Source organism: Spirillospora sp. NPDC047418 (genome assembly GCF_040643275.1).
Lineage (GTDB): Bacteria > Actinomycetota > Actinomycetes > Streptosporangiales > Streptosporangiaceae > Spirillospora.
On sequence record NZ_JBEYTW010000133.1, the window covers coordinates 1 to 21342 of the forward strand.

At 72.3% G+C, this 21342-nt stretch carries 21 protein-coding genes; 11 read left to right on the top strand and 10 right to left on the bottom strand.

Annotated features, from left to right (window positions below; all coding sequences use genetic code 11):
- Positions 1-63: 63 nt before the first annotated feature.
- Entirely contained in the window at positions 64-1017 is a 954-nt protein-coding gene (locus tag ABZ806_RS41825) for an alpha/beta hydrolase (protein ID WP_500224552.1), read from the bottom strand.
- A 287-nt stretch (positions 1018-1304) separates the two neighbouring features.
- Between ABZ806_RS41825 and ABZ806_RS41830 the strand changes: the two genes are divergently transcribed.
- Positions 1305-1634: a DivIVA domain-containing protein gene (locus ABZ806_RS41830; protein ID WP_500224554.1), complete on the top strand. Its 330-nt coding sequence runs from the start codon at positions 1305-1307 to the stop codon at positions 1632-1634.
- Positions 1635-1641: 7 nt separating this feature from the next.
- On the opposite strand, the gene ABZ806_RS41835 is transcribed toward ABZ806_RS41830, so the two are convergent.
- Positions 1642-2847 carry a hypothetical protein gene (locus ABZ806_RS41835; protein ID WP_500224556.1) on the bottom strand — a complete coding sequence of 402 codons (1206 nt, stop codon included), beginning with the start codon at positions 2845-2847 and terminating at the stop codon, positions 1642-1644.
- A gap of 551 nt (positions 2848-3398) precedes the next feature.
- Between ABZ806_RS41835 and ABZ806_RS41840 the strand changes: the two genes are divergently transcribed.
- Positions 3399-4643, top strand: a complete 1245-nt coding sequence (locus tag ABZ806_RS41840) for a PucR-like N-terminal domain-containing protein (RefSeq protein WP_500224557.1) — start codon at positions 3399-3401, stop codon at positions 4641-4643.
- A complete protein-coding gene (locus tag ABZ806_RS41845; protein ID WP_500224559.1) occupies positions 4640-5227 on the top strand; it encodes a DUF4232 domain-containing protein in 588 nt (195 codons plus the stop codon). The genes ABZ806_RS41840 and ABZ806_RS41845 overlap by 4 nt, the downstream gene beginning before the upstream one ends.
- Before the next feature lies 1 nt (position 5228).
- Here ABZ806_RS41845 and ABZ806_RS41850 read toward each other — a convergent pair whose 3' ends face one another.
- Together ABZ806_RS41850 and ABZ806_RS41855 are read right to left on the bottom strand one after the other, a co-directional pair.
- Positions 5229-6110: an SCO6745 family protein gene (locus tag ABZ806_RS41850; RefSeq protein ID WP_500224561.1), complete on the bottom strand. Its 882-nt coding sequence runs from the start codon at positions 6108-6110 to the stop codon at positions 5229-5231.
- 59 nt (positions 6111-6169) lie between these two features.
- A complete protein-coding gene (locus tag ABZ806_RS41855; RefSeq protein WP_500224562.1) occupies positions 6170-7273 on the bottom strand; it encodes a hypothetical protein in 1104 nt (367 codons plus the stop codon).
- A 251-nt stretch (positions 7274-7524) separates the two neighbouring features.
- On the opposite strand from ABZ806_RS41855, the gene ABZ806_RS41860 reads away from it, so the two are divergent.
- Positions 7525-7947 (top strand): ATP-binding protein, encoded by a 423-nt coding sequence (locus ABZ806_RS41860; RefSeq protein ID WP_500224565.1) that lies wholly within the window; start codon positions 7525-7527, stop codon positions 7945-7947.
- Between the two features lies 1 nt (position 7948).
- Here the strand turns inward: ABZ806_RS41860 and ABZ806_RS41865 are convergent, their stop codons facing one another.
- Positions 7949-8563, bottom strand: coding sequence for a TetR/AcrR family transcriptional regulator (locus ABZ806_RS41865; protein WP_500224568.1), 615 nt, complete (start codon positions 8561-8563; stop codon positions 7949-7951).
- A 115-nt stretch (positions 8564-8678) separates the two neighbouring features.
- On the opposite strand from ABZ806_RS41865, the gene ABZ806_RS41870 reads away from it, so the two are divergent.
- Complete coding sequence (locus tag ABZ806_RS41870) at positions 8679-9584, top strand: alpha/beta hydrolase family protein (RefSeq protein ID WP_500224570.1); 906 nt, start codon at positions 8679-8681, stop codon at positions 9582-9584.
- Between the two features lie 4 nt (positions 9585-9588).
- Here ABZ806_RS41870 and ABZ806_RS41875 read toward each other — a convergent pair whose 3' ends face one another.
- Positions 9589-11190, bottom strand: coding sequence for an AMP-binding protein (locus tag ABZ806_RS41875; protein ID WP_500224574.1), 1602 nt, complete (start codon positions 11188-11190; stop codon positions 9589-9591).
- 94 nt (positions 11191-11284) lie between these two features.
- Positions 11285-12844: an MDR family MFS transporter gene (locus ABZ806_RS41880; protein WP_500224578.1), complete on the bottom strand. Its 1560-nt coding sequence runs from the start codon at positions 12842-12844 to the stop codon at positions 11285-11287.
- A gap of 152 nt (positions 12845-12996) precedes the next feature.
- Here ABZ806_RS41880 and ABZ806_RS41885 point away from each other — a divergent pair, with 152 nt between their 5' ends.
- The gene (locus tag ABZ806_RS41885; protein WP_500224581.1) at positions 12997-13665 is read left to right on the top strand and encodes a TetR/AcrR family transcriptional regulator; all 669 of its coding nucleotides are present in this window, start codon (positions 12997-12999) and stop codon (positions 13663-13665) included.
- On the opposite strand, the gene ABZ806_RS41890 is transcribed toward ABZ806_RS41885, so the two are convergent.
- A complete protein-coding gene (locus ABZ806_RS41890; protein WP_500224583.1) occupies positions 13662-15395 on the bottom strand; it encodes a pyruvate dehydrogenase in 1734 nt (577 codons plus the stop codon). The two genes, ABZ806_RS41885 and ABZ806_RS41890, sit on opposite strands and share 4 nt — an antisense overlap.
- Before the next feature lie 119 nt (positions 15396-15514).
- On the opposite strand from ABZ806_RS41890, the gene ABZ806_RS41895 reads away from it, so the two are divergent.
- The 4 genes from ABZ806_RS41895 (at position 15515) to fahA (ending at position 19368) form a co-directional block, all read left to right on the top strand.
- Positions 15515-16045, top strand: coding sequence for a MarR family winged helix-turn-helix transcriptional regulator (locus tag ABZ806_RS41895; RefSeq protein WP_500224587.1), 531 nt, complete (start codon positions 15515-15517; stop codon positions 16043-16045).
- Positions 16046-16166: 121 nt separating this feature from the next.
- Positions 16167-17372: a homogentisate 1,2-dioxygenase gene (locus ABZ806_RS41900; protein ID WP_500224591.1), complete on the top strand. Its 1206-nt coding sequence runs from the start codon at positions 16167-16169 to the stop codon at positions 17370-17372.
- Positions 17369-18205, top strand: a complete 837-nt coding sequence (locus ABZ806_RS41905; RefSeq protein ID WP_500224596.1) for a hypothetical protein — start codon at positions 17369-17371, stop codon at positions 18203-18205. The genes ABZ806_RS41900 and ABZ806_RS41905 overlap by 4 nt, the downstream gene beginning before the upstream one ends.
- On the top strand, positions 18202-19368 hold the full coding sequence (gene fahA, locus ABZ806_RS41910) for a fumarylacetoacetase (protein ID WP_500224598.1): 1167 nt from the start codon (positions 18202-18204) through the stop codon (positions 19366-19368). Before ABZ806_RS41905 ends, fahA begins: the two co-directional genes overlap by 4 nt.
- 45 nt (positions 19369-19413) lie before the next feature.
- Here the strand turns inward: fahA and ABZ806_RS41915 are convergent, their stop codons facing one another.
- On the bottom strand, positions 19414-19992 hold the full coding sequence (locus ABZ806_RS41915) for a TetR/AcrR family transcriptional regulator (RefSeq protein ID WP_500224601.1): 579 nt from the start codon (positions 19990-19992) through the stop codon (positions 19414-19416).
- 91 nt (positions 19993-20083) lie between these two features.
- Here ABZ806_RS41915 and ABZ806_RS41920 point away from each other — a divergent pair, with 91 nt between their 5' ends.
- The gene (locus ABZ806_RS41920; protein ID WP_500224604.1) at positions 20084-20530 is read left to right on the top strand and encodes an anthrone oxygenase family protein; all 447 of its coding nucleotides are present in this window, start codon (positions 20084-20086) and stop codon (positions 20528-20530) included.
- Here the strand turns inward: ABZ806_RS41920 and ABZ806_RS41925 are convergent.
- Complete coding sequence (locus tag ABZ806_RS41925) at positions 20527-21105, bottom strand: GNAT family N-acetyltransferase (protein WP_500224607.1); 579 nt, start codon at positions 21103-21105, stop codon at positions 20527-20529. The two genes, ABZ806_RS41920 and ABZ806_RS41925, sit on opposite strands and share 4 nt — an antisense overlap.
- Between the last annotated feature and the right edge of the window lie 237 nt (positions 21106-21342).

Genomic DNA, 21342 nt, shown 5'->3' on the forward strand with positions numbered 1-21342 from the left:
GCGGCGTGTTGTTGTTATCAGCGCTGATAACAACAACACGCCGCAGATCAACGAGTTGGGGGGCTAGTTCGTGCGGGTGGCGGGGGACGTGGTGTCGTGGATGAACTCTGCGATCTCTCCGATGGCCTCGTGGCCCTCGGGGATCATGCCGGCGAAGGCGGGGAAGACGTGGATCTGGTCCTCCCAGATCTTGAGGCGGTGCGGAACGTCGGCCTCGGCGAGCCGTTCCGTCATCAACTCCGCGTCGTAGCGGAGGGCCTCGCGGGAACCGGCGACGATGAAGACCGGGGGCAGGCCGCGGAGGTCGCGGTCGCAGGGGGACGGCAGCGGATCGCCGTCCATGCCGGCGAGCAGGAGGCGCTTCAGCGCCTTCAGCCGGTGGACGGGCACGTACGCGTCCCGCCGGGTGTGCTCGTAGGACGCGCGGGCCTCGTGGTCGAGGTCCACCAGCGGGGACAGCGCCACGATCCCGGCGGGGGCCGGAAGCCCGCTCTTCAGGGCGGCGAGCGCGGTGGTGAAGGCCAGGAACCCGCCGGCCGAGTCGCCCGCGATGACGATGTCCTCCGGCTTGTGGCCCTGGTCGAGGAGCCGGCCGTACGCCTGCAGCGCGTCCGCCATCGAGACCGACAGCGGCGAGCCGGGCAGCTGCCGGTAGGCGACGGAGAACGCGACCGCGTCCGAGCGGGACGCGATCCTCGCCACGAGGCCGCGATGGGTGCGCAGGCCGCAGCAGAAGAAGCCGCCGCCGTGCAGGTAGAGGATCACCCGGTCGGCGGCGCGGCCGTCCGGGCGGATCCATTCCCCGTGGAAGCCGTCCAGGTCGACGCGCTCGATCACGGTCGCCTTGGCCGGGCGCATGAGCAGGGGGGCGCCCCAGTCCAGCACGACGGCCAGCCGCAGCATGAAGCGGGTCAGCGGGCTGTAGAAGAACACCGGCCTGATGACGACCCGCATGAAAAGCGCGAACCTTCGTGCTTTCCGGCTGCTGCCGAGGCGATGCTCGATCACGGGTTCCATCGGGCTCCTCGGGGGGAAAGGGATGTCCGCCAGGTTGGATGGTAAGGAGACCACCGGTAAAGCGCAACGAAGAGCCGGCAGTTTGGCACCCGGTGCCTCCACCGCCGCGGAAAGCTGTCATCGCGAGATGAATATGGCGTGCCTTGGGGGGCGGAGTCCCGCCCGCCGCCGCCGGGATGAGATGCTCCCGTCGTTCAGAAATCCGGCGCGGAACCGGCGTTCTCGGAACACCTTTCGGATCGGCCCGGCCGACAGGCTTCACGCTGTGTTAGGAGGTGCTCATGGAAATGGCGAAGCAGACGTGGTACCGGAAACTGACCGACTCCGCCGCCGCTCCCCTGACCGGCTCCCGCGAGAGCGGCGAGCCCCGGCTGACTCCCGAGGCGGTGCGCAGGCAGCGGTTCACGACGACCCGCCTGATGACCGGCTACTCGGTGGACGAGGTCGACGCCTTCCTCGACCGCGTCATGGACGAGATGGCCCGGCTGACCCGGGAGCGGGACGAGGCCCGGGGCGAGACCCTGGACGCCGCGCGGGACGAGGCCCGGGACGAGGCCCGGGGCGAGGCCCGGGACGCCGTCCGTCCCGCGGAGCCGGGGGACGGGCGGCGGGCCTGAGCCGCGGTCATCCTGGCGGCCGCCGGGTCGCGTCCTCCCAGCGCGCATCCTCGCGTCGTGCCTCGTCACGCCGTGTCTCGTCGCGCATGGCCGCTGCGCTGCGCGGCACGTTCGGGCGCGGCCGCACGTCCGGACGCCGCCGCACGGTCGGCGCGGGACGGATCGGCGCCGGAACGGGCGCCGCGCCGGGCAGCGCGACGGGTGCCGTGGCCGGTTCCGGAACGGGGAACACCGGAGCGGCGAGCAGTGGAGCGGGGCGGTGCCGTCCGACCGGCGGGGCGGACGGCGGCGCGGTCCGCGCCCCGGCCGGGGCGACCGGCTCCGCGGGCTCGTGCCGCGGGATCATGAAGATCGAGGCCACCGCCAGGACCAGCCCGATCCCCGAGAGGGCGAACCGGCCCGGCGTCTGCGGCCACGGCTGCCCGTACACCAGGATCCCGCCGAGCCAGAGCGAGGCCTTGGAGGCGACGGCCAGCAGGATGATCACCACGGAGAGGCGGCAGCGCTGCAGCCCGATGTGCGCCAGACCCGCACCGAGGAGCCCCGCGACCACGATGATGTAGGGGTGCGGCGTGCCCAGCACGTGCTGCCACTGGGCGGGGTCGTCCCGCAGCATCCGCGCGACGCTCGCGCCGGAGCTCTCCGCGCATCCGACGACGGCGCCCGCGCCGAGGCCGAACGCGACGCCGGTGACCCGCTTGGCGTGCTGGCCGTCCACCGGCCTGTCCCGCACGGTGAACAGCCACAGCGGGAACAGCACCGACGGCCCGACGAGCAGGGCGACCTTCCAGAGCGGCGCGCCGGCGTCCCAGGGACCGGCCGAGCCGGTGGCCGCCGGCCCCCACAGCAGGCCGCCCGCGGCGGCGAACGCCAGCAGCGCCAGCACGAGCACCGACAGCGCGCGCAGTTCCCCCGCCGCCACGCGCTCCCCGAAGTTGCTCACCGCGACCAGCAGCAGCACGGCCATGACCGGCCCGTACATCGGGACGACCTGGCTCACCGGCAGCCTGGTCAGGGCGATGCTCTGCACGAGCATGCCGCCGATCAGCAGCGCCAGCCCGCCGAGCCAGCCGGGGCTGGTCGCCAGCGTCCAGGTCGTGCGGCCGAACCGGGATCCGGTGAGCCGCGGCATCCGGCGCCCGCAGACCTTGAAGATGGTGAAACCCGCGACGTAGGCGGCGGGTGCCGCGACGGCGAGCGCAAGCGCCCCCATGGCCGCTCCTTGGGTGAGGCCCGGTGCCGGGCCGGTGTGCTTTTTCGAGCAACGTTCGCACAGGTCAATCCGAGAAGAAATCGCGTTGAGGACGAGAGGCCGCGGCGGTCTTCGTGGAAAAGTGATGAACAACTCCGGCCCGGCCGCGGTATCCGCCGAAGCCGAACGTGAATCTTTTTCTATCATGCGGCGATAAGTTCCTCCCGGTCCGCGGATAACCGGGCGACGCGCAGTTCCGAGGCCCGCCTGCAATCCCGACCGCAAGCCCGCCGCAAGCCCGGTCGGCCGCCTGGAACGCCAAGTTATAAACAGGTGAGCAGCGCCTTTCGTGTTTTGTTCCCTGGCTCTACAGAATGCCCCGGCGGCGCTGCGTACCGTCGAAGTGTCCCGGACCGCGGAAGGACCGGCGCGCGCGAGGCTTTCCCGACGGTCGCGCGCCGCTCCGCCCGCGGTCTCGCTCTACCGCCGCCCGCGCCGGCCGGACCGGGCGGGGCCACCGCGCCCCGCTCGCCCGCGTCCCGGTCGCGCGCACGCGGTGACGGAGGTGTCCGATGACCAGAACTCTCGACCACGCCGGTCCCGCCGAGCGCTCGGCCCCGCTCCCGCCGCGGCTCGCCCGGCTGATGCGGCCGGAACTGCCGAGCCTCGCCGAAGCGATCGTCACCGAGATCCGGCGCGCCATCCCCGAGTACGCCCGGCCGCTCGACGGCCCCTACGGGCACGTGCTGCGGCGCAGCGTGGAGCACCACCTCGCGGCGTTCGTCGACCGCGTCGCGGCGCCCGGCCCGGCCGAGATCACCGACGACTGCGCCGGGACGGCCCGGATGCTCGGCCAGTACGAGGCGCACGAGGGCCGCAGCATGGACTCCCTCCAGGCCGCCTACCGCATCGGCGGGCAGGTCGCGTGGCGCCGCGTCATGCGGGTCGCGCCCCGCCACGACATCTCGGCCGCCGTCATGTCGCGCCTCGCCGACGCCCTGTTCGTCTACATGGACGAGCTGGCGGCACTGTCGCTCGACGGGTACCGGCAGGCCAGGGAACGCCCGATCCCCGCGCTGGACGAGCGCCGCCGCCGCCTGCTGCGGGTGCTGCTGGACGGCCCCGGGACCGAGGTCGCCGAGGCGGCCGAGGCCGCCGGATGGCCCGTCCCCGCCGCGGTCACGCTCATCGCCGTCGAACCCGAGGCCCGCTGCGTGTGGAACTCGCTCGACGAGGACGTCCTCGCCGACGTGGAATGCGCCGCCCCGCACCTCCTCGTCCCCGGACCGTTCACGCCGCAGCGCCGCGCCATGCTGGAGCGGGCGCTCCCGGGCCGCCGGGCCGCGGTCGGCCTCACCATGCCCGCCGAGCAGGCGGCCGACTCGCTGCGCTGGGCCCGGCGGGCGCTCGGCCTCGTCCTCGACGGCGTCCTGGACGGCCCGGTGACGCTCTGCGAGGACCACCTCGTGACGCTGTGGCTGCTGTCCGACCCCGCGCTGGTCGAGGAGCTGGCCCGGCGGCGCCTCGCCGTCCTGGACGGCATGACGCCCGGCCAGCAGGAGCGGCTGACCGAGACCCTGCGGACCTGGCTCGTCACCCGCGGCACCGCCGCCGAGATCGCCGCGCTGCTGCACATCCACCCGCAGACCGTCCGGTACCGGATGCGCAAGATCGAGCAGGTCTTCGGCGACGAGCTGGCCGACCCGGAGGCCCGGTTCGGCATCGAGGTCGTGCTCCGCGCCGCGCACCTGCGTGCCCGCCGGCACCGGGGGACGAGCACGGGACGTCCACATTCGTCTGCCATGATCCGCAGGTGACCCCGACCCATCGGACACCGTTCCTGCTGCTCACCGCGGCGGTGCTCGCCGGCCTGGCCGGCTGCGGCACCGAGCGGGCGCCCGCCGCCGTCCCGTCCGAGCCCTACCCGGTGCTGCCCACGCGCTCCGCCGCACTGCCGTCGTCGCGGCCGGCCCCGCCGGTCTGCACCCCCGAGGGCATCAGCGTCGGGATGGGGCAGGTCGAGGCCGCGATGGGCCTGCGCGCCACGACCATCACGCTGCGCAACTGCGGCGACCGCCCGTACCGGCTGAACGGCTACCCGTCGTTGCGCGTCCTCGACGGGAAGCGGCAGCCGTTCGACGTGAAGATCGTGCGGGGCACCACGCAGGTCGAGGACGAGGGGCCGAAGCCGCTGACGATCCGTCCGGGCAAGTCGGCGGTCTTCGGGATCGTCTGGCGGAACACGGTCACCGACCCGACCACCACGGCCGTGGCGGGCGCGTACCTGGAGGTGCGGCCGGCGCCGGGACGGCCCGTCGTCATCGTCGAGTCCGACGGACCCATCGACCTCGGCAACACCGGCCGCCTGGAGGAGACCGCCTGGCACCTCCCCCGCGGCTGACTCAGCGGGGCGGCGCCTGGACCGTGCCGATGCCGAGCGTGTTCTGCGCCGGCATCAGCCCGGTCTCCAGCACCTTGACCAGGATCGGCAGCGTCAGCTGCGCGAGCCGGTCGGCCTTGTCGGGGCCGAGCGTCCGCCAGGGCGCGTACGCGAGGTCGTCGGTCATCCGCTCGACGGAGTCGCGCAGTTCGCGGCCCCGTCCGGTCGCCTCGCCGGACGCGTCGACGAGGCCCCGGGACGCGAGGCGGTCGCGGGCGGCGGCCCACTCCTCGTCCGTCCAGCCCCGGCTCGCGAACGTCTCCGCGGACGCGGCACCGATCGCGGCGAACGAGACCAGCGACTCGGCCGGGTCGAGGCCGTGCGCGAGGAGCGCGGCGACGTGGCCGTCCCCGCGCTGCTCGCGCAGGATCCCGATCGCGTGCCACAGGACGAGATGCGGCTCGTCCGGCCAGGGCAGGTCGGCGTTCGCGGCGGCGATCGGACGCCCGGCGGTGCCCGCCTCCCCGGCGGCGGCGCGGGCGAGCGCGGCGGCCTCGGCGACATCGGGGGAACCGATGCCGTCGCCGAGCAGCGTCCGGTACATCCGGTCGACGGCGCGCTGCCGCCCTTCGAGGACGCGTCCGGGCGCCGCGACCGTCCACGCGGCGGGGATGTGCTCGGCCACCACGCGCGGGCTGAAGCTGTAGAAGGCGGACGCCACCCGCTCGGGGCCCGCCGCGCCGAGCGGTGCGGCGCGCCAGGCGAAGTAGCTCGGCCAGCGGGTGTCCACGCCGTAGCCGAGCGCCGCCGCCTCGGCGAACACCTCGGGCGAGTACCAGAACAGGGCGTGCACGGGTTCGAGCTGGTGCCACATCTGCCGTGCCAGGCCGGGGTTCTCCGCCATCGCGCCGACTCCTTCCCTCGGGATCGCCGCCAGCCTATCTTGACAATGACAAGATTGCATCATCCCAGGTGGGTCGGGTAGGCGCGCGGCGCCTCCCACCGCCCGTCCGGCCCGAGCGACACCGGCCACCCGGCCGGCGGCGCACTGATCCGCGACGGCGGAACCGCCTGCGCGTACGGCGGGTGGGACGGCGCGTACCGGGGGCGGGGGTGGACGGCCTCGACGGGTTGCGCGGCCGGCTCGGGCGGGCGGGGGCGGCGGGTGCGGCGCTCGTGACGGGGGAAGGCCGACAGGGCGAGGACGGCGAGGGCGACGCCGGTGGCCCGCAGCAGCAGCGGCATCGGGTCGCGCGGCCACGGCTCGCCGTAGAGCAGGGTGGCCGACAGCAGCAGGTGCGTCTTCGCGGTGACCGTGACGACGGTGACGATGATCATGAGGCGGCAGCGCTGCAGCCCGATCGACAGCAGGCCGAGGCCGAGGGCGCCCGCGAGCAGGAACAGGTACGGGTGCGGCGAGGCCAGCACGCCCGCCCCGCGTCCGGCGGCGAGCATCATCGCCATGCCCTGCCCGAAGACCTCGGTGGCGCCGAGCAGGACGCCCGCGCCCAGCCCGTAGGCGATCCCGGTGAGCGGCCGCGCGTGCCGGCCGCCGACCGGGCGGTCGTGCACGAAGAACATCCACAGCGGCAGGGCCAGCGACGGCACGAACACCAGGCCCGCCTTCCACAGCGGGAGCGCGGCGGCGGCCGCGGCGCCACCGGTGCGGTGCAGCGCGGCCGCCAGCGACTCGCCGGCGCCCGGCAGCACCGACAGCGCCGCGGTGGTCATCGCGGCCACGGTGATGAGGACGGCGAGCCACTCCCGCGACGTGGGCCGCTCGCCGAACCCGCTCATCCCCACCACCAGCAGCGGGATCAGCCCGAGCCCGTAGGCCGGGAGGGTCGCCACCACGGGCAGCGTGACCAGCGCGAACGCCGAGAGGGCGAACCCCGCCAGCACCACCGCGACCCCGGCGAGCCAGCGCGGGGCGCGCACGAGCCGGCCGGCGGCGTGCAGCGGATGCCGACCCCCGATCGGGCTCATCCGCCCGGTGGCCGTCTTGAACAGGACGTAGGCGGCGATGTAGACGGCCTGCGCGGCACAGGCGAGGACGAGCGCTTGCATGGCGCACCTCCGGGGGCGGGCCGTGCGCCCACCAGACGAGAAACGCTGATGAAACGGATGGTTACACACGGAGGGCGTCCGCTGAATCTCGCCGCAGGACGGAGAAAACACCCGCTTTGTGCGCCTTGGTGAGTATCTTCCGGCCCCGCTGTCCCGGAAAGGCCAAGATCAGTACACGGGTCGCGTTGCCCATCACTCACCGCAGGGGAATGATTGCGGTGCGCTTCCGAACTCCAGGATGTGGTGATCCAGTGACCGTGGGGATGGAACGGCTCGGCGAGCCGTCCGGCTTCGGCCGCGACCGGGAGGGCGGCCGGCTGGCCCGCCGGACCGTCCGCGACCTCGCCGCGAAGGCCGTCGCGGACGAGGAGCTGCTCGACGACGTCGAGCTGATGACGGCCGAGGCCGTCGCCAACGCCGTGCTGCACGGTTCCGGGCTCATCACCGCGACGGTCGCCACCGACGGCCGCGTCCTGCGCGTCGAGATCGCCGACGAGGGCCCCGCGGACACCGACCCCGCCGACGCCGACCCGCACGGGCGCCGCCGCCTCGACCACGGGCGCGGGCTGACCGTCATCGACGCGCTGGCCGACGACTGGAGCCTGGACCAGTCGCCCGGCCGCACCCGCCTGTGGTTCACCGTGGTGACGGGGCGCCCGGCGTCCGGCGCCTGAGCTACCGGACGCGCAGGCCGGCCAGGAGCACGCCGACCATGCGGCGGGCGTCGTAGCGGGGGTCCCTGCCCGCGCCGATGCACAGGTTGCCGACGCCGCGCATCAGCTCGAGCGCCTCGATGTCGGAGCGGATCTCGCCCGCGGCGGCGGCGGCGCCGAGCAACTCGGCGCAGACGGGCAGCAGCCGGTCGAGGAAGTACTCGTGCAGCGCCGCGAAGGTCGCGTCATCGGACTGCAGCGCCTCCGCCAGGCCGTGCTTGGTCACCAGGAAGTCGACGAAGAGGTCGATCCACCGGGCGAGGGCGGTGTACGGGGAGCCGGCGCCGGCCAGCAGGACCGGGCCCGCCTCCGCGCACGCCTCGACCTGGTGCCGGTAGACGGCGACGACGAGCTCGGCCCGGGTCGGGAAGTGCCGGTAGATCGTGCCGACCCCGACGCCCGCCCTCGCCGCGATGTCGCGCACGGGCGCGTCGATGCCCGACGCGATGAAGGCCGCCGCGGCCGCCTCCAGGAGCGCCTCCTCGTTGCGCCGCGCGTCGGCCCGCTTCCGCGGCGCCGCCGGTTCCGATCCGCTTCCGGGCACTGCGCTGCCCCCTCCCCTTGCCAACCGGAACATGGTTCCGTATATTTATAAGCGGAACAACGATCCGCTTGTTCATGATGCCAGAGCGGGGCGGCCCGTGACCAGGCCGCACCCCGCCCTGCTCACGCTACTTTTCGAGGAGAAACCCATGTCCCACGCATCTGTCGTCTCCGTGCGCCCGATCGCGCTGCCCGCGCCGGGTCGCGGCGAGGACGTCCAGGTCCGGGTGTCGGCGCCGCTGACCGGTGACCGGCTGCCCGTCATCGTGTTCTCGCACGGCTTCGGGGAGTCGCTGGACGGCTATGCCCCGCTCGTCGACCACTGGACCGCGCACGGATTCGCCGTCGTCCAGCCGACCCACCTCGACTCGCGGAAGCTGAACGTCACCCCCGGCGACCCCCGCTACCCCGACATCTGGCGCATCCGGGTCGAGGACCTGGCCCGCGCCATCGACCGGCTGGACGTCCTCGAGGCCGCCGTCCCCGGGCTCGCGGGGCGCCTCGACCACGGCCGCATCGCCGTCGCCGGGCACTCCTGGGGTGCGCAGACCGCGAGCATGCTGCTGGGCGCCCGGGTCCTGGACGCCGAGGGCGTCCCGGGCCCGAACATGTCCGACCCGCGGGTCAAGGCCGGCGTGCTGCTCGCCGTCACGGGCACGGGCGGCGCCGACCTGACGCCGTTCGCCGCCGAGAACTTCTCCTTCATGAGCCCCGACTTCGCGGAGCTGACCACGCCGGCCCTGGTGGTCGCCGGGGAGAAGGACCAGTCCCCCCTGAGCGTCCGGGGTCCGGAGTGGTTCACCGACGCGTACTTCCTGAGCCCCGGCGCCACGAACCTGCTCACCCTGTTCGGGGCCGAGCACTCGCTGGGCGGAATCTCCGGTTACGCCGTCACCGAGACGACGGACGAGAGCCCCGAGCGCGTCGCGCTGATCCAGCGCCTCACCTCGGCGTTCCTGCGCAGCGCCCTCTTCCCGGAGGACACCGCGTGGACGGCGGCCGCCGCCGAACTGGCGGGCGGCACCGCCCCGCTGGGCCGCGTCGACGCGAAGTGACGGGTCAGTCCGCCTCCAGCGAGCGGCGGACGATCTTGCCGGTGGCGTTGCGGGGCAGGGCGTCCAGGAAGTGGACGTCGCGGGGGATCGCGAAGCGCGCCAGATGCTCGCGGACATGCGCGCGGACGGCGTCGGCGTCGAGGGTCTCGCCGTCCCGCAGGACGATGTGGGCGGCGGCGCGCTGCCCGAAGTCCTCGTCCGGGACGCCGACGACCGCGACCTCCTTGACCTGCGGAAGCTGCTCCAGGACCTCCTCGATCGCGGCCGGGAACACGTTCTCCCCGCCCGAGACGATCATGTCGTCGTCGCGGCCCCGCACGTACAGCCGGCCGTCCGCGTCGAGGTGGCCGACGTCGCCGAGGCTCATCAGGCCGTCCCGCATCTCCTTCGTGCCGCCGCCGGTGTAGCCGGCGAACGGCAGCTCGTTGGCGGCGAAGATCCGTCCGGTGGTGCCGGGCGGGACGGCCCGGCCGTGCTCGTCCAGGATCGCGACCCTGGTCCCGGGCGGCGGCGTGCCGGCGGTGTCGGGGTGGGCGCGCAGGTCGGCGGGGGTCGCGATGGTGACCCAGGACGCCTCCGTCGACCCGTACAGGTTGTAGAGGACGTCGCCGAACTCGTCCATGAACGCGGTCGCGAGCGTCGCGGGCAGGGCGGAGCCGCTGAGGGCGGCGATCCGCATCGAGGACGTGTCGTACTTGCGCCGCACGGTCTCCGGGACGTCCAGGATGCGCCGCAGCATGACCGGGACGGCGACGAGCGCGGTCGCTCCGGTGGCCTCGATCGTGCGGAGGGTCTGCTCGGGGTCGAACCGGGATCGCAGGACGATCGTGGCGCGCAGCGAGATCGCCGTCTGCAGCATCGCGTAGCCCCAGGTGTGGAACAGCGGCGCCTCGATGAACATCCGGTCGTGCACCCGGTACGGGATGCGGGACAGGATCGAGGTGAGCGGCGACAGCCCGGGGCGCGAGTGCCGGTCGGCGCCCTTGGGGCTACCGGTCGTGCCGGAGCTGAGAACGATCGTCCGGCCCGCCTTCGCCGGCGGCTCCGCCGCCCCGGCGGGCGCGGTGACGATGGCGTTCTCCAGCTCCGAGCCGGTCCCGCCCGCCGTGAAGACGTGCACGGTCTTCGGCACGGCCGCGATGAAGTCCGCGAACTCCGTGTCGGCGATCACGACCTCGACGCGCTGCTGCCGCAGCACGGTGCCGAGCTGCTCGGTGCTCATCCCGGTGTTGAGCAGGACGAGGTCGCAGCCGCGCTTGCTGGACGCGACCAGCGCCTCGACCATGCCGCGGTGGTTGCGGCACAGCACCGCGACGCGGGGCGCGTCGTTGATCCGGCCGAGCGCGGCGGCGAGCCGGTCGGTGCGGGCGTCGACCTCGCCGTAGGTCAGCACCCCGGCGTCGTCGATGATCGCGACGGCGCCGGGGTCGCGGGCGGCGGCGGACGCGACCGTCCCGCCGAGCAGGGTGCCCCAGCGGCGCAGCGCGTCGAGCTGGCGGACGACCTTCAGCGGCGGTCCGGGGCGCCACAGCCCGCTGCGCGCGAACATGCCGCCCGCCCGCGCGACCGACGCCGCGCGGCGCCCGAACTCCGATCGTCCGCTCATCTACCGCCTCCGGGTCCGAGATCCGGATACCGACGGTATAAAGGCGGCTTTTCGTACTCTTCTACCTCAACCCAGCTCTTCCAGGCCGCAGTTGTCAGGAGCCTGACAACCGCGCGCCCTTCGCGGCGGGCACCGGCTCGTCCGCCTCGGCGGGCTCCACCAGTTCCAGGCTGTCGCGCAGGGTCACCGGCTTGAGCAGCGCCGCCGCGACGATCCCGACGACCGCGATGGCGGTGGACACCAGGAAGATGTGCCCCGTGGCGTCCCCGTACGCGGCCCGGACGATCTCCCTGACGGGGCCGGGCAGCGCCGCGACGTCGAGGTTGCCGGTGTCGCCGCCGCCCGCGGTCGGGTCGACGCCGAGCCGCCGCAGCCCGTCCGCGATCTTGCCGGCGACCTGGTTGGCGAGGATCGCGCCGAGCACCGACACCCCGATCGTCCCGCCGAGCGAGCGGAAGAACGTCACGGTCCCGCTGGCGGCGCCGATCTCGCTCAGGTGCACGGAGTTCTGCACGACGAGCACCAGGTTCTGCATCGTCATGCCGACGCCGACGCCGATCAGGAACATCCCGACGCCGAGGTAGATCAGCGATGTCTCGTGGTCGATGGTGGCCAGCATCGCGAACCCGGCGGTCAGCACGACCGTCCCGAACAGGATGTACGGCTTGACCTTGCCGGTCTTGGTGGCGAGCCGTCCGGCGACGGTGGACGCGCCGAACACGCCGAGCATCATCGGGAACGTGAGCAGGCCCGCCTTGGTGGGGCTGTAGCCGCGTCCGATCTGGAAGTACTGGCCGAGGAAGACGGCACCGCCGAACATGGCCATCCCCACCGCGAGGCTGGCGATGATCGCGAGCGCGGTGTTGCGGCGGGCGATGATGTCCAGCGGGACGATCGGCTCGGCCGCCCGCGACTCGACCCACACGGCCACCGCGAGCAGCACGGCGCCGCCGCCCGCCATCGCGGCGGTCTGCCAGGACAGCCAGGGGAAGTTCTCGCCGACGAACGTGACCCAGATCAGCAGGACGCTGACGCCGGCCGCGATCAGCGTGGCCCCCAGGTAGTCGATCTTCACGCCGGGACGCCGGATCACCGGCAGCTTCAGGGTCTTCTGCAGCAGCACGAACGCGACGGCCGCGAACGGCACGCCGATGAAGAAGCACCAGCGCCAGCCGAGGAACGAGTCGACGATCAGCCCGCCGAGCAGCGGCCCGCCGACGGTCGCGACGGCCATCACGCCGCCGAGGTACCCGTAGTAGCGGCCCCGGTCGCGCGGGCTGATCATCGCCGCCATGATGATCTGGACGAGGATCTGCAGCGCGCCGACGCCGAGGCCCTGCACGGCGCGGGCCGCGATGAGCTGCGCGGTGTTCTGCGCGAACCCGGACGCCGCGGACGCCACGATGAAGATGCCGACGCCCACCTGGAGCAGCATCTTCTTGTCGTAGAGGTCGGCCAGCTTGCCCCAGATCGGGGTACTGGCGGTGGACACCAGCAGGGTCGCGGTGACGACCCAGGTGTACTGCGACTGGCTGCCCTTGAGCGCACCGATGATCTGCGGCAGCGCGGTCGACACGACGGTGCTGCTGAGCATCGCCACGAACAGCACCAGGAGCAGTCCGCTGAGCGCTTCGAGGACCTGCCGGTGCGACATCGGCGCTGGTCTGGACGGGGCAGGAACGGACAAGAGACGCCTCCGCGGAGAAGTTGGGAACGAGGAGTCAACCCCGCGACCCGGGAATGTTATTCCCAGTGGGCAAGTTTTCTCACGGAGCAGCATTTGAAGGTGAGTAGGCTGGAGCGACCATGGAGAGCACCGGCGGACTGCGCGAGCGGAAGAGTGCTTTGGGCGAGGGCAAGAGCACGCTGGGCAGGAGCGCGCTGGGCGAGCGCAAGGGCGGGCTGCGCGAGCGCAAGAAGGAGGCGACGCGCCGCGCCCTGCACGAGGCCACGATGCGCCTCGCCGTCGAGCAGGGCCTCGACGAGGTCACGGTCGAGGCCATCGCCGACGCCGCCGGCGTGTCCCGCCGCACCTTCTCCAACTACTTCGGCGGCAAGGAGGAGGCCCTCCTCTACGGCGGCGAGCAGCGCATGTGGTCGCTGCTGGAGACGTTCGAGACCCGTCCGCCGGAGGAGTCGTCCTGGACGGCGCTGCGCGCGGCGTTCGACGCCGTCCACGACCAGTTCGGCCCCCTGGACCCGCAGTGGGCCGCGCAGGTCAGGCTCGCCCGCAACCACCCGTCCGTGCTGGCCCGGCAGCTCGCCCACTACGCCGAGTTCGAGCGCGCCCTCGCCGACCTGATCGCCGCCCGCGACGAGATCCCGCCCGGCGGCCTCCGCCCGCGCGTCATGGCCGGGGCCTTCATCACCGCGCTCCGCATCGCGTCCCTGACCTGGATCGAGGAGCAGCGCGCCCGCTCCATGTCCGAAGTGGTGGACGAGACCCTCACGGAGATCGCCCGCGAGTTCCGCTAGGGGCGCGGGATGTTGCGCAGGTTGCTGCGCGCGAGGTCGAGCATCTTGCCGACACCGCCGGTGAGGACGGTCTTGCCCGCGGAGAGCGCGAACCCCTTCACCTGCTGCGGGGTGATGCGCGGCGGGATGGACAGCGCGTTCGGGTCGGTGACGACGTCCAGAAGGTAGGGGCCGGGCGCGGCCAGGGCGCGTTCCATCACGGTGCGGACGTCGGTCGGACGTTCCACGCGCGCCGACTCGATCCCCATCGCCTCGGCGACCGCCGCGAAGTCGACGGCCTCGTGGTCGGTCTCGAAGGCGGGGAAGCCGTCCACCATCATCTCGAGGCGCACCATCCCGAGCGACGCGTTGTTGAACACGATGATCTTCACCGGGACGCGGTGCAGCTTCACTGTGAGCAGCTCGCCGAGCAGCATGCCGAGGCCGCCGTCGCCGGAGAGCGAGACGACCTGGCGGCCGGGCGCACCGTACTGGGCGCCGATGGCGTGCGGCAGCGCGTTCGCCATGGACCCGTGCACGAACGAGCCCATGACGCGGCGGCGGCCGTTGGGGGTGAGGTAGCGGGCGGCCCAGACGTTGCACATGCCGGTGTCCACGGTGAATATCGCGTCGTCGGCGGCGAGGTCGTCCAGGACACTCGCGACGTACTCGGGGTGGATCGGGATGTGCTTCTCGATGTCGCGCGTATAGGCGGAGACGACGCCTTCCAGAGCGCGCGCGTGGCGGTGCAGCATGTCGTCCAGATACGCCTGGTCGTGCTTCTGCTCGACCTTGCCCAAGACGAGCCTCAACGTCTCACCGACGTCGCCGTGGACGGCCAGGTCGAGCGGGGTCCGGCGACCCAGTTTCGCCGGATCGTCGTCCACCTGGATGGTGTTCTGGCCGGGCAGGAACGGGTCGTACGGGAAGTCGGTGCCCAGCAACAGGACGAGGTCGGCGGCCTGCATCGACTCGTAGCAGGCGCCGTAGCCGAGAAGCCCGCTCATCCCCACGTCGTAGGGATTGTCGTACTGGATGTACTCCTTGCCGCGCAGCGCGTGCCCCACCGGCGACAGGAGCTTGTGCGCCAGTTCCATCACCTCGGAGTGCGCGTCCTTCACACCGGAGCCGCAGAACAGCATCACCTTGCGCGCCCGGTTCAGCGCGGCGGCGAGCTGCTCGACCTGATCGGCCGGCGGCCGGACGATCCCCTTCGTCACGAGGAAGTCGTGCTCGCCGGCCGGCTCCGCGGCGTCCTTGCCCGCGATGTCGCCCGCCATCGTCAGCACCGCGACGCCGCCGTGCCCGATCGCGTGCTGGATCGCGATCCGCAGGACGCGCGGCATCTGCTCCGGCGTGCCGATCGTCTCGCAGTAGTGGCTGCACTCGACGAACAGCCGCTCCGGGTGGGTCTCCTGGAAGTAACCGGTGCCGATCTGCACGCTCGGGATCTGCGACGCCAGCGCCAGCACGGGCGCCCCCGACCGGTGCGCGTCGTAGAGGCCCTGGATCAGGTGCATGTTGCCGGGCCCGCAACTGCCCGCGCACGCCGCGAGCCGCCCGGTGGTCTGGGCTTCGGCCGCCGCCGCGAACGCGCCCGCCTCCTCGTTGCGGACGTGTACCCACTCGATGCCGTCCGTCCGGCGGATCGCGTCCACGACGGGGTTGAGGCTGTCGCCCACGACCCCGTAGACGCGCCGCACGCCGGCCTGCCGCAGCACCTCGATGAACTGGTCGGCGACGGTCGCCATCGTCCCTCCCCGAATCCGCCGGTCCCCGCATCCGGGGAGATGCCCGGCGATCTTCCGCTGACACTCCCCGCCCCGGACGGGTTAAATGGTCAAACCATGAACCGGATGGGGGCGCGACGATGAGCGATGAGCCTGACGACCTCGGCTTCTGGACGTTCGTCGACCTCGCGGGGCGGCGGCTGTCGGAGGAGTTCGGCTTCCCGGACCGGCTCGCGACCCGGCTGCTGCTCACCCTCAACCGGGCGTCCGCGATCGTCACCTACGACCTGGAGTCCACGGTGCACCGGCCGCGCGGGCACTCCTGGGCGGGATTCCGGCTGCTGTTCGTGACCTGGCTGGCCGGCCCGCTGGAGCCGGGCCGCGCCGCCACGCTCGCCGGGATGAGCCGCGCCGCCGTGTCCAACCTCGCGAAGACGCTGGTCGCGGACGGGATGATGGCCCGCGCGCCCGGCGAGCGGGACGGCCGGTCGGTGATCCTCTCGCTGACCGAGCGGGGCCGCGAGGCGATGCTGGAGATCTTCGCCGGGCAGCACGCGCGGGAGCGCCAGTGGGCCGGGACGCTCACCGTGACCGAGCAGCGGATGCTGATCATGCTGCTGGACAAGCTCATCGCCGGCCGGACGTCCTTCGACGCGCGCGAGCGCAACTGACGCCGCCGCGAGAACCCGACCTGCCGCCGGCCGTGGCCGGGTTAGGCCCTTCCCTGGACGGGAGAAGACCCGTAGTGTCGGCAGAAAGTAGTTCATGCATTAACCATCGGAGGCGAGGGACATGGCCCACTACCGTCGGGTCGGCCACGTGCCGCCGAAGCGCCACACCCAGCACCGTCACGGCGACCAGGGGGACGGCGGGAAGCGGCTCTTCTTCGAGGAACTGATGGGCGAGGAGGGGTTCTCGTCCGACTCGTCCCTCCTGTACCACCGGGAGATCCCGTCCGCGATCACGGACTCCCAGCCCTGGGACGTCCCGGACGTGGCGACGACGCCCAACCACCCGCTGAAGCCCCGCCACCTGAAGCTGCACGAACTGTTCCCCAAGGAGACGTGGGGCGAGACCGACCCCGTCACGGGGCGGCGGGTGATCCTCGCCAACAGCGACGTGCGCCTCTCCTACGTGGTGTCGGCCGCCGGCTCGCCGCTGTACCGCAACGCGACCGGCGACGAGATCGTCTACATCGAGTCGGGCACCGCCACGGTCGAGACGGTCTTCGGCACGCTCCCCGCCGAACAGGGCGACTACGTCATCATCCCGACGTCCACCACGCACCGCTGGCTGCCGACCGGCGACGAGCCCCTGCGCGCCTACGCGATCGAGGCCACCGGCCACATCGCGCCGCCGAAGCGGTACCTGTCGCGCTACGGCCAGTTCCTGGAGAACGCCCCGTACTGCGAACGCGACCTGCACGGCCCCGGCGAACCCCTCACGTCGGACGAGACCGACGTCGAGGTCTACGTCAAGCACCGCACCTCGCGCGGCATCGTCGGCACCCGCATGACCTACGCGCGGCATCCGTTCGACGTCGTCGGCTGGGACGGCTGCCTGTACCCGTTCACGTTCAGCGTCCACGACTTCGAGCCGATCACGGGCCGCGTCCACCAGCCGCCGCCCGTCCACCAGGTGTTCGAGGGCCACAACTTCGTCGTGTGCAACTTCGTGCCGCGCAAGGTGGACTACCACCCGCTGTCGATCCCGGTGCCCTACTACCACTCGAACGTCGACTCGGACGAGATCATGTTCTACTGCGGCGGGAACTACGAGGCGCGCAAGGGGTCGGGCATCGGCCAGGGCTCGGTGTCGGTCCACCCCGGCGGCCTGGCGCACGGCCCGCAGCCCGGCGCCTACGAGCGCAGCATCGGCGTCGAGTTCTTCGACGAACTCGCGGTCATGGTCGACACGTTCCACCCGCTCGAACTCGGTGAGGGCGGCCTGGCCTGCGAAGACCCCGGCTACGCCTGGACCTGGGCAGGCCGGCGATGATTCCCCCGTTCGCCCGCGCGCTGTGCGACGACGCGGCCGTGTTCCCGCCGGGCCTCGCCCCGCTCGCCGACGCCGTCCCGGCCCACCGCGCGCACCGCGCCGCCCCGTACGCCGCCGCGGTCGGCCCCCTCGTCCTGCCCGCGACCGCGCTGGACGAGCTGTACCCGCTGATCGGCAGCGAGCCCCTGGAGGTGTCGATCACCGCACCCGGCGGCCCGTGCCAGGCGGTGAAGGCCCTGACGGCCGCCGCCGACCTGGTCCTCACCGTGCGCGGCCTGGAGGTCGCCGTCCCGTCCGGCATGCAGCCCGAGGAGTTCTTCCGCCTGCTCGGCCACCCCGCCGCGCCGGTCTACGTCGAAATCCCGCGCGACGACCGCCGGCCCGCGATGATCGCCGAGGTGGCCGCGCGGCGGCACCGCGCGAAGTTCCGCACCGGCGGCGTGAAGGCGCACCTCTACCCGAGCCCGGACGAACTGGCCGCCGGGATCAAGGCGGTCGTGGACGCCCGCCTGCCGTTCAAGGCGACCGCGGGACTGCACCACCCCGTCCGGAACACCGACCCGGAGACGGGCTTCCACCAGCACGGCTTCCTGAACTTGCTGCTCGCGACCGACGCCGCGCTGCGCGGCCGCCCGGCGGCGGAGCTGGCCGCGGTGCTGGCCGACCGGGACGCCCCGTCCATCGCGTCCCGCGTGCGCGTCCTGGGCAAGGCCCGGACGGCCGCGGCGCGCGGCCGGTTCCTGTCCTTCGGGACGTGCAGCATCACCGACCCGTTGAACGAACTCGCGGACCTGGGCCTGCTGGCGTCCGCCCTCCAGGAGACCACCCGATGACCCGCATCGCGATCCCCGAAGGCTCACTTTTCGGGCTCGCCAACCTCCCGTACGGCGTCTTCTCTCCCGCCGCTGGGGCTCCCCGCGTAGGCGTCCGAGTAGCCGACTCGGTCGTGGACCTGGCGCTGGCGCTGGACGACGACGTCTTCGCGGCACCGTCCCTGAACCCGTTCATGGCGCAGGGCCACGCGCGCTGGGTGGAGGTGCGCGAGCAGATCCTCGACCTGGTTGCGGACGACGTCCCGGACGCGGCAGTGCATCCGGTGGACGCGGTCACCATGCACATGCCGTTCACGGTGGCCGACTACGTCGACTTCTACGCGTCCGAGCACCACGCATCGAACCTGGGCCGCCTGTTCCGCCCCGGTGCCGAGCCGCTCATGCCGAACTGGAAGCACCTCCCGGTGGGCTACCACGGCCGCGCGGGCACGGTAATCCCGTCCGGGACGGACATCGTCCGCCCGACGGGCCAGCGCAAGGGCGAAGACGCCCCCACCTTCGGTGAGAGCCGCCGCCTGGACATCGAAGCCGAGGTCGGCTTCGTAGTAGGCACCGGTACTCCTCTGGGCACCCCGGTAACCACGGAAGACTTCTCCGAACACGTCTTCGGCGTCGTCCTGGTCAACGACTGGTCGGCCCGCGACATCCAAGCCTGGGAGTACGTCCCCCTTGGGCCGTTCCTAGGGAAGAGCTTCGCGACGTCCATCTCCCATTGGGTCGTTCCCCTCCTCGCCCTGGAAGCGGCCCGCGTAGCGACCCCGCCCCAAGACCCGGAGCCACTCCCCTACCTCCAGGAGAAGAACCCGTGGGGCCTGGACCTGGCCCTCGAAGTCTCATGGAACGGCCAGGTGGTCTCCCACCCGCCCTACCGCGAGATGTACTGGTCCCCGGCCCAGATGCTCGCGCACATGACAGTGAACGGCGCCTCGTCCCGCACTGGCGACCTGTTCGCCTCGGGCACGGTCTCAGGCCCCGCCAAGGACGAACGCGGAGCCTTCATCGAACTCACCTGGGGCGGCAAGGAACCCGTCGAAGTCAACAACGAACCCCGCACCTTCCTTGAGGACGGTGACGAGGTCTCCATCACCGCCACGGCCCCAGGCGCGTCCGGCACCCGCATTGGCTTCGGCGAAGTGAAGGGCCGAATCCTCCCCGCCCGCTAAGGGCGCATATGGGGTCGAAGCCCGAGGGCCCCGGCCGCCTGTGCGTCAGACGATGGCGAGCCGGTCCACCAGCAGTTCCACCCTCGACTCGGTGTGCTCCGGCGGCAGCCGTCCCGCCCGGGTCAGGGTGGCCAGACCGTGCAGGGCCGCCCAGAACGTCTCGGTGAACAGTGCCGGGTGGACACCGTCCCCGGCGACCTCGCCGAGGCTCTCCAGCAGGGCGGCGAAGGCGTCCTTCAGCGGCTCCGGGGTGTCCTCGTGGGCGAACGCGAGGCCGCCGTCGAGCTGGAACATGGCGTCGTAGACCGCCGGGTTGCGCTCGGCGAAGTCGAGGTAGGCGCGGGCGAGGGCGGCGACCCGGGCACGCGGCCCGTCCGCGGCGGCGGTCGCGGCCCGCAGCGCCACGGCCATCTCGCCCGCCCCCTTCAGGGCGACGGCGCCGATGATCTCGCGCTTGCCGCGGAAATGGCTGTAGAGGACGGGCTGGCTGTACTCGATGCGCTCGGCCAGCCGGCGGGTGGTGACCGCGTCCCACCCCTGCTGCTCGGCGAGTTCGCGGGCCGTCGCCACGATGAGGCGCTCACGCTCCGCCCGCTCGCGCTGCTTGCGTTCCTGAACCGACATGGCTCGACCCTAGCACTGCTAGACAATCAAGCAGCAGTAGTAATAGCATTGCCACATCACCTAGCAATGCTAGATTTCAGGAGGGGCCATCATGCTCAACGCACTCGGGGTCATCACCATCGTGGTGGTCGGCCTGATGGTGGGGGTGGAGTTCTCCGTCGCCTTCGTCATCAACCGGATCCTCAACGCGCTGCCCGAGGACAGCGGCCAACTCGGCCGCGCCCACGGCGGCCGGATGCTCGGCGCCGTGATGCCCGTCTGGTACATCACCTCGCTCGCCCTCGTCGCCGTCCTGGCCATCGCCGGATGGGGCGACGACGGCACCGGCCTCACCATCACCGCCGGCGCGCTGCTCATCGTCAGCGTGCTCATGTCGGTGCTGCTGCTCGTCCCGATCAACAACCGGGGCAAGACATGGACCCCGGAGAACCGTCCCGCCGACTGGAAGGACCAGATGAACCGCTGGGACCGCTACCACTACGCCCGCGTCGCCGTCATCATCGCCGCCTTCGCCCTACTGACCACCGCCCTCACCTAACCCCCGGCACCACCGGCTCCCCAACCGCACGTGCGGTGTTCACCTCGTCGACGTGCGTCCAGAGCAGACCGTGCGGGGCGCCCACCCCTCAGATCGCGCTGATACCACGTGCCCGGCTTACCGCCCAGGTCGGACGGGTCGGCCGGACCGACCGGGACGAACCCCGCCTTGACCAGCACCCGCTGGGACGCGACGTTCTCGCGGGCGGTGGCGGCCCGCAGCGTCCGCAGCCCGTGCCGCGCCGCCGCGAGCCGACACAGCTCCTGGACGGTCGCCGTCGCCACACCGCGGCCCGCAGCGTGCTGCGCGACCCGGTAGCCGAGTTCGGCGATGCCGTCCTCGAACCGGTACAGATTGAACCGGCCCAGCACCGAGCCGTCCTCGGCGAGGAGCACGTAGTAGGCACCGATGCCGGCCTCCTGCTCGGCCAGCATGGCGCCGTGATGGTCGGCGAAATGGGCGAAGTACTCGTCACCGCGGTCGGAGATCGAGGCAGCGAAGTAGGCGCGGTTCGCCACCTCGAAGGCCAGAACCGCCGGAGCATGGCCGGCACGCAGCCGCTTCAGCTCGGACACCGTCCAACCCTACGCAGACCGCACATCCAGCCCCTCCGATTTTTCACCGACAAGCCGTCCGGCCGGCCCCACCTCACCGACCAGGCTCAGGATGGAGGTGCCGGGGGCGGACCTGGGGTCCGGATGAACTCGATCCGCCGCCCGAGCACCCCTGTGGTGACCAGCGCGTCACCCACCCCCGACCACCAGATCCGTTGACCTGCGGCGTGTTGTTGTTATGGACGCGCTCATAACAAC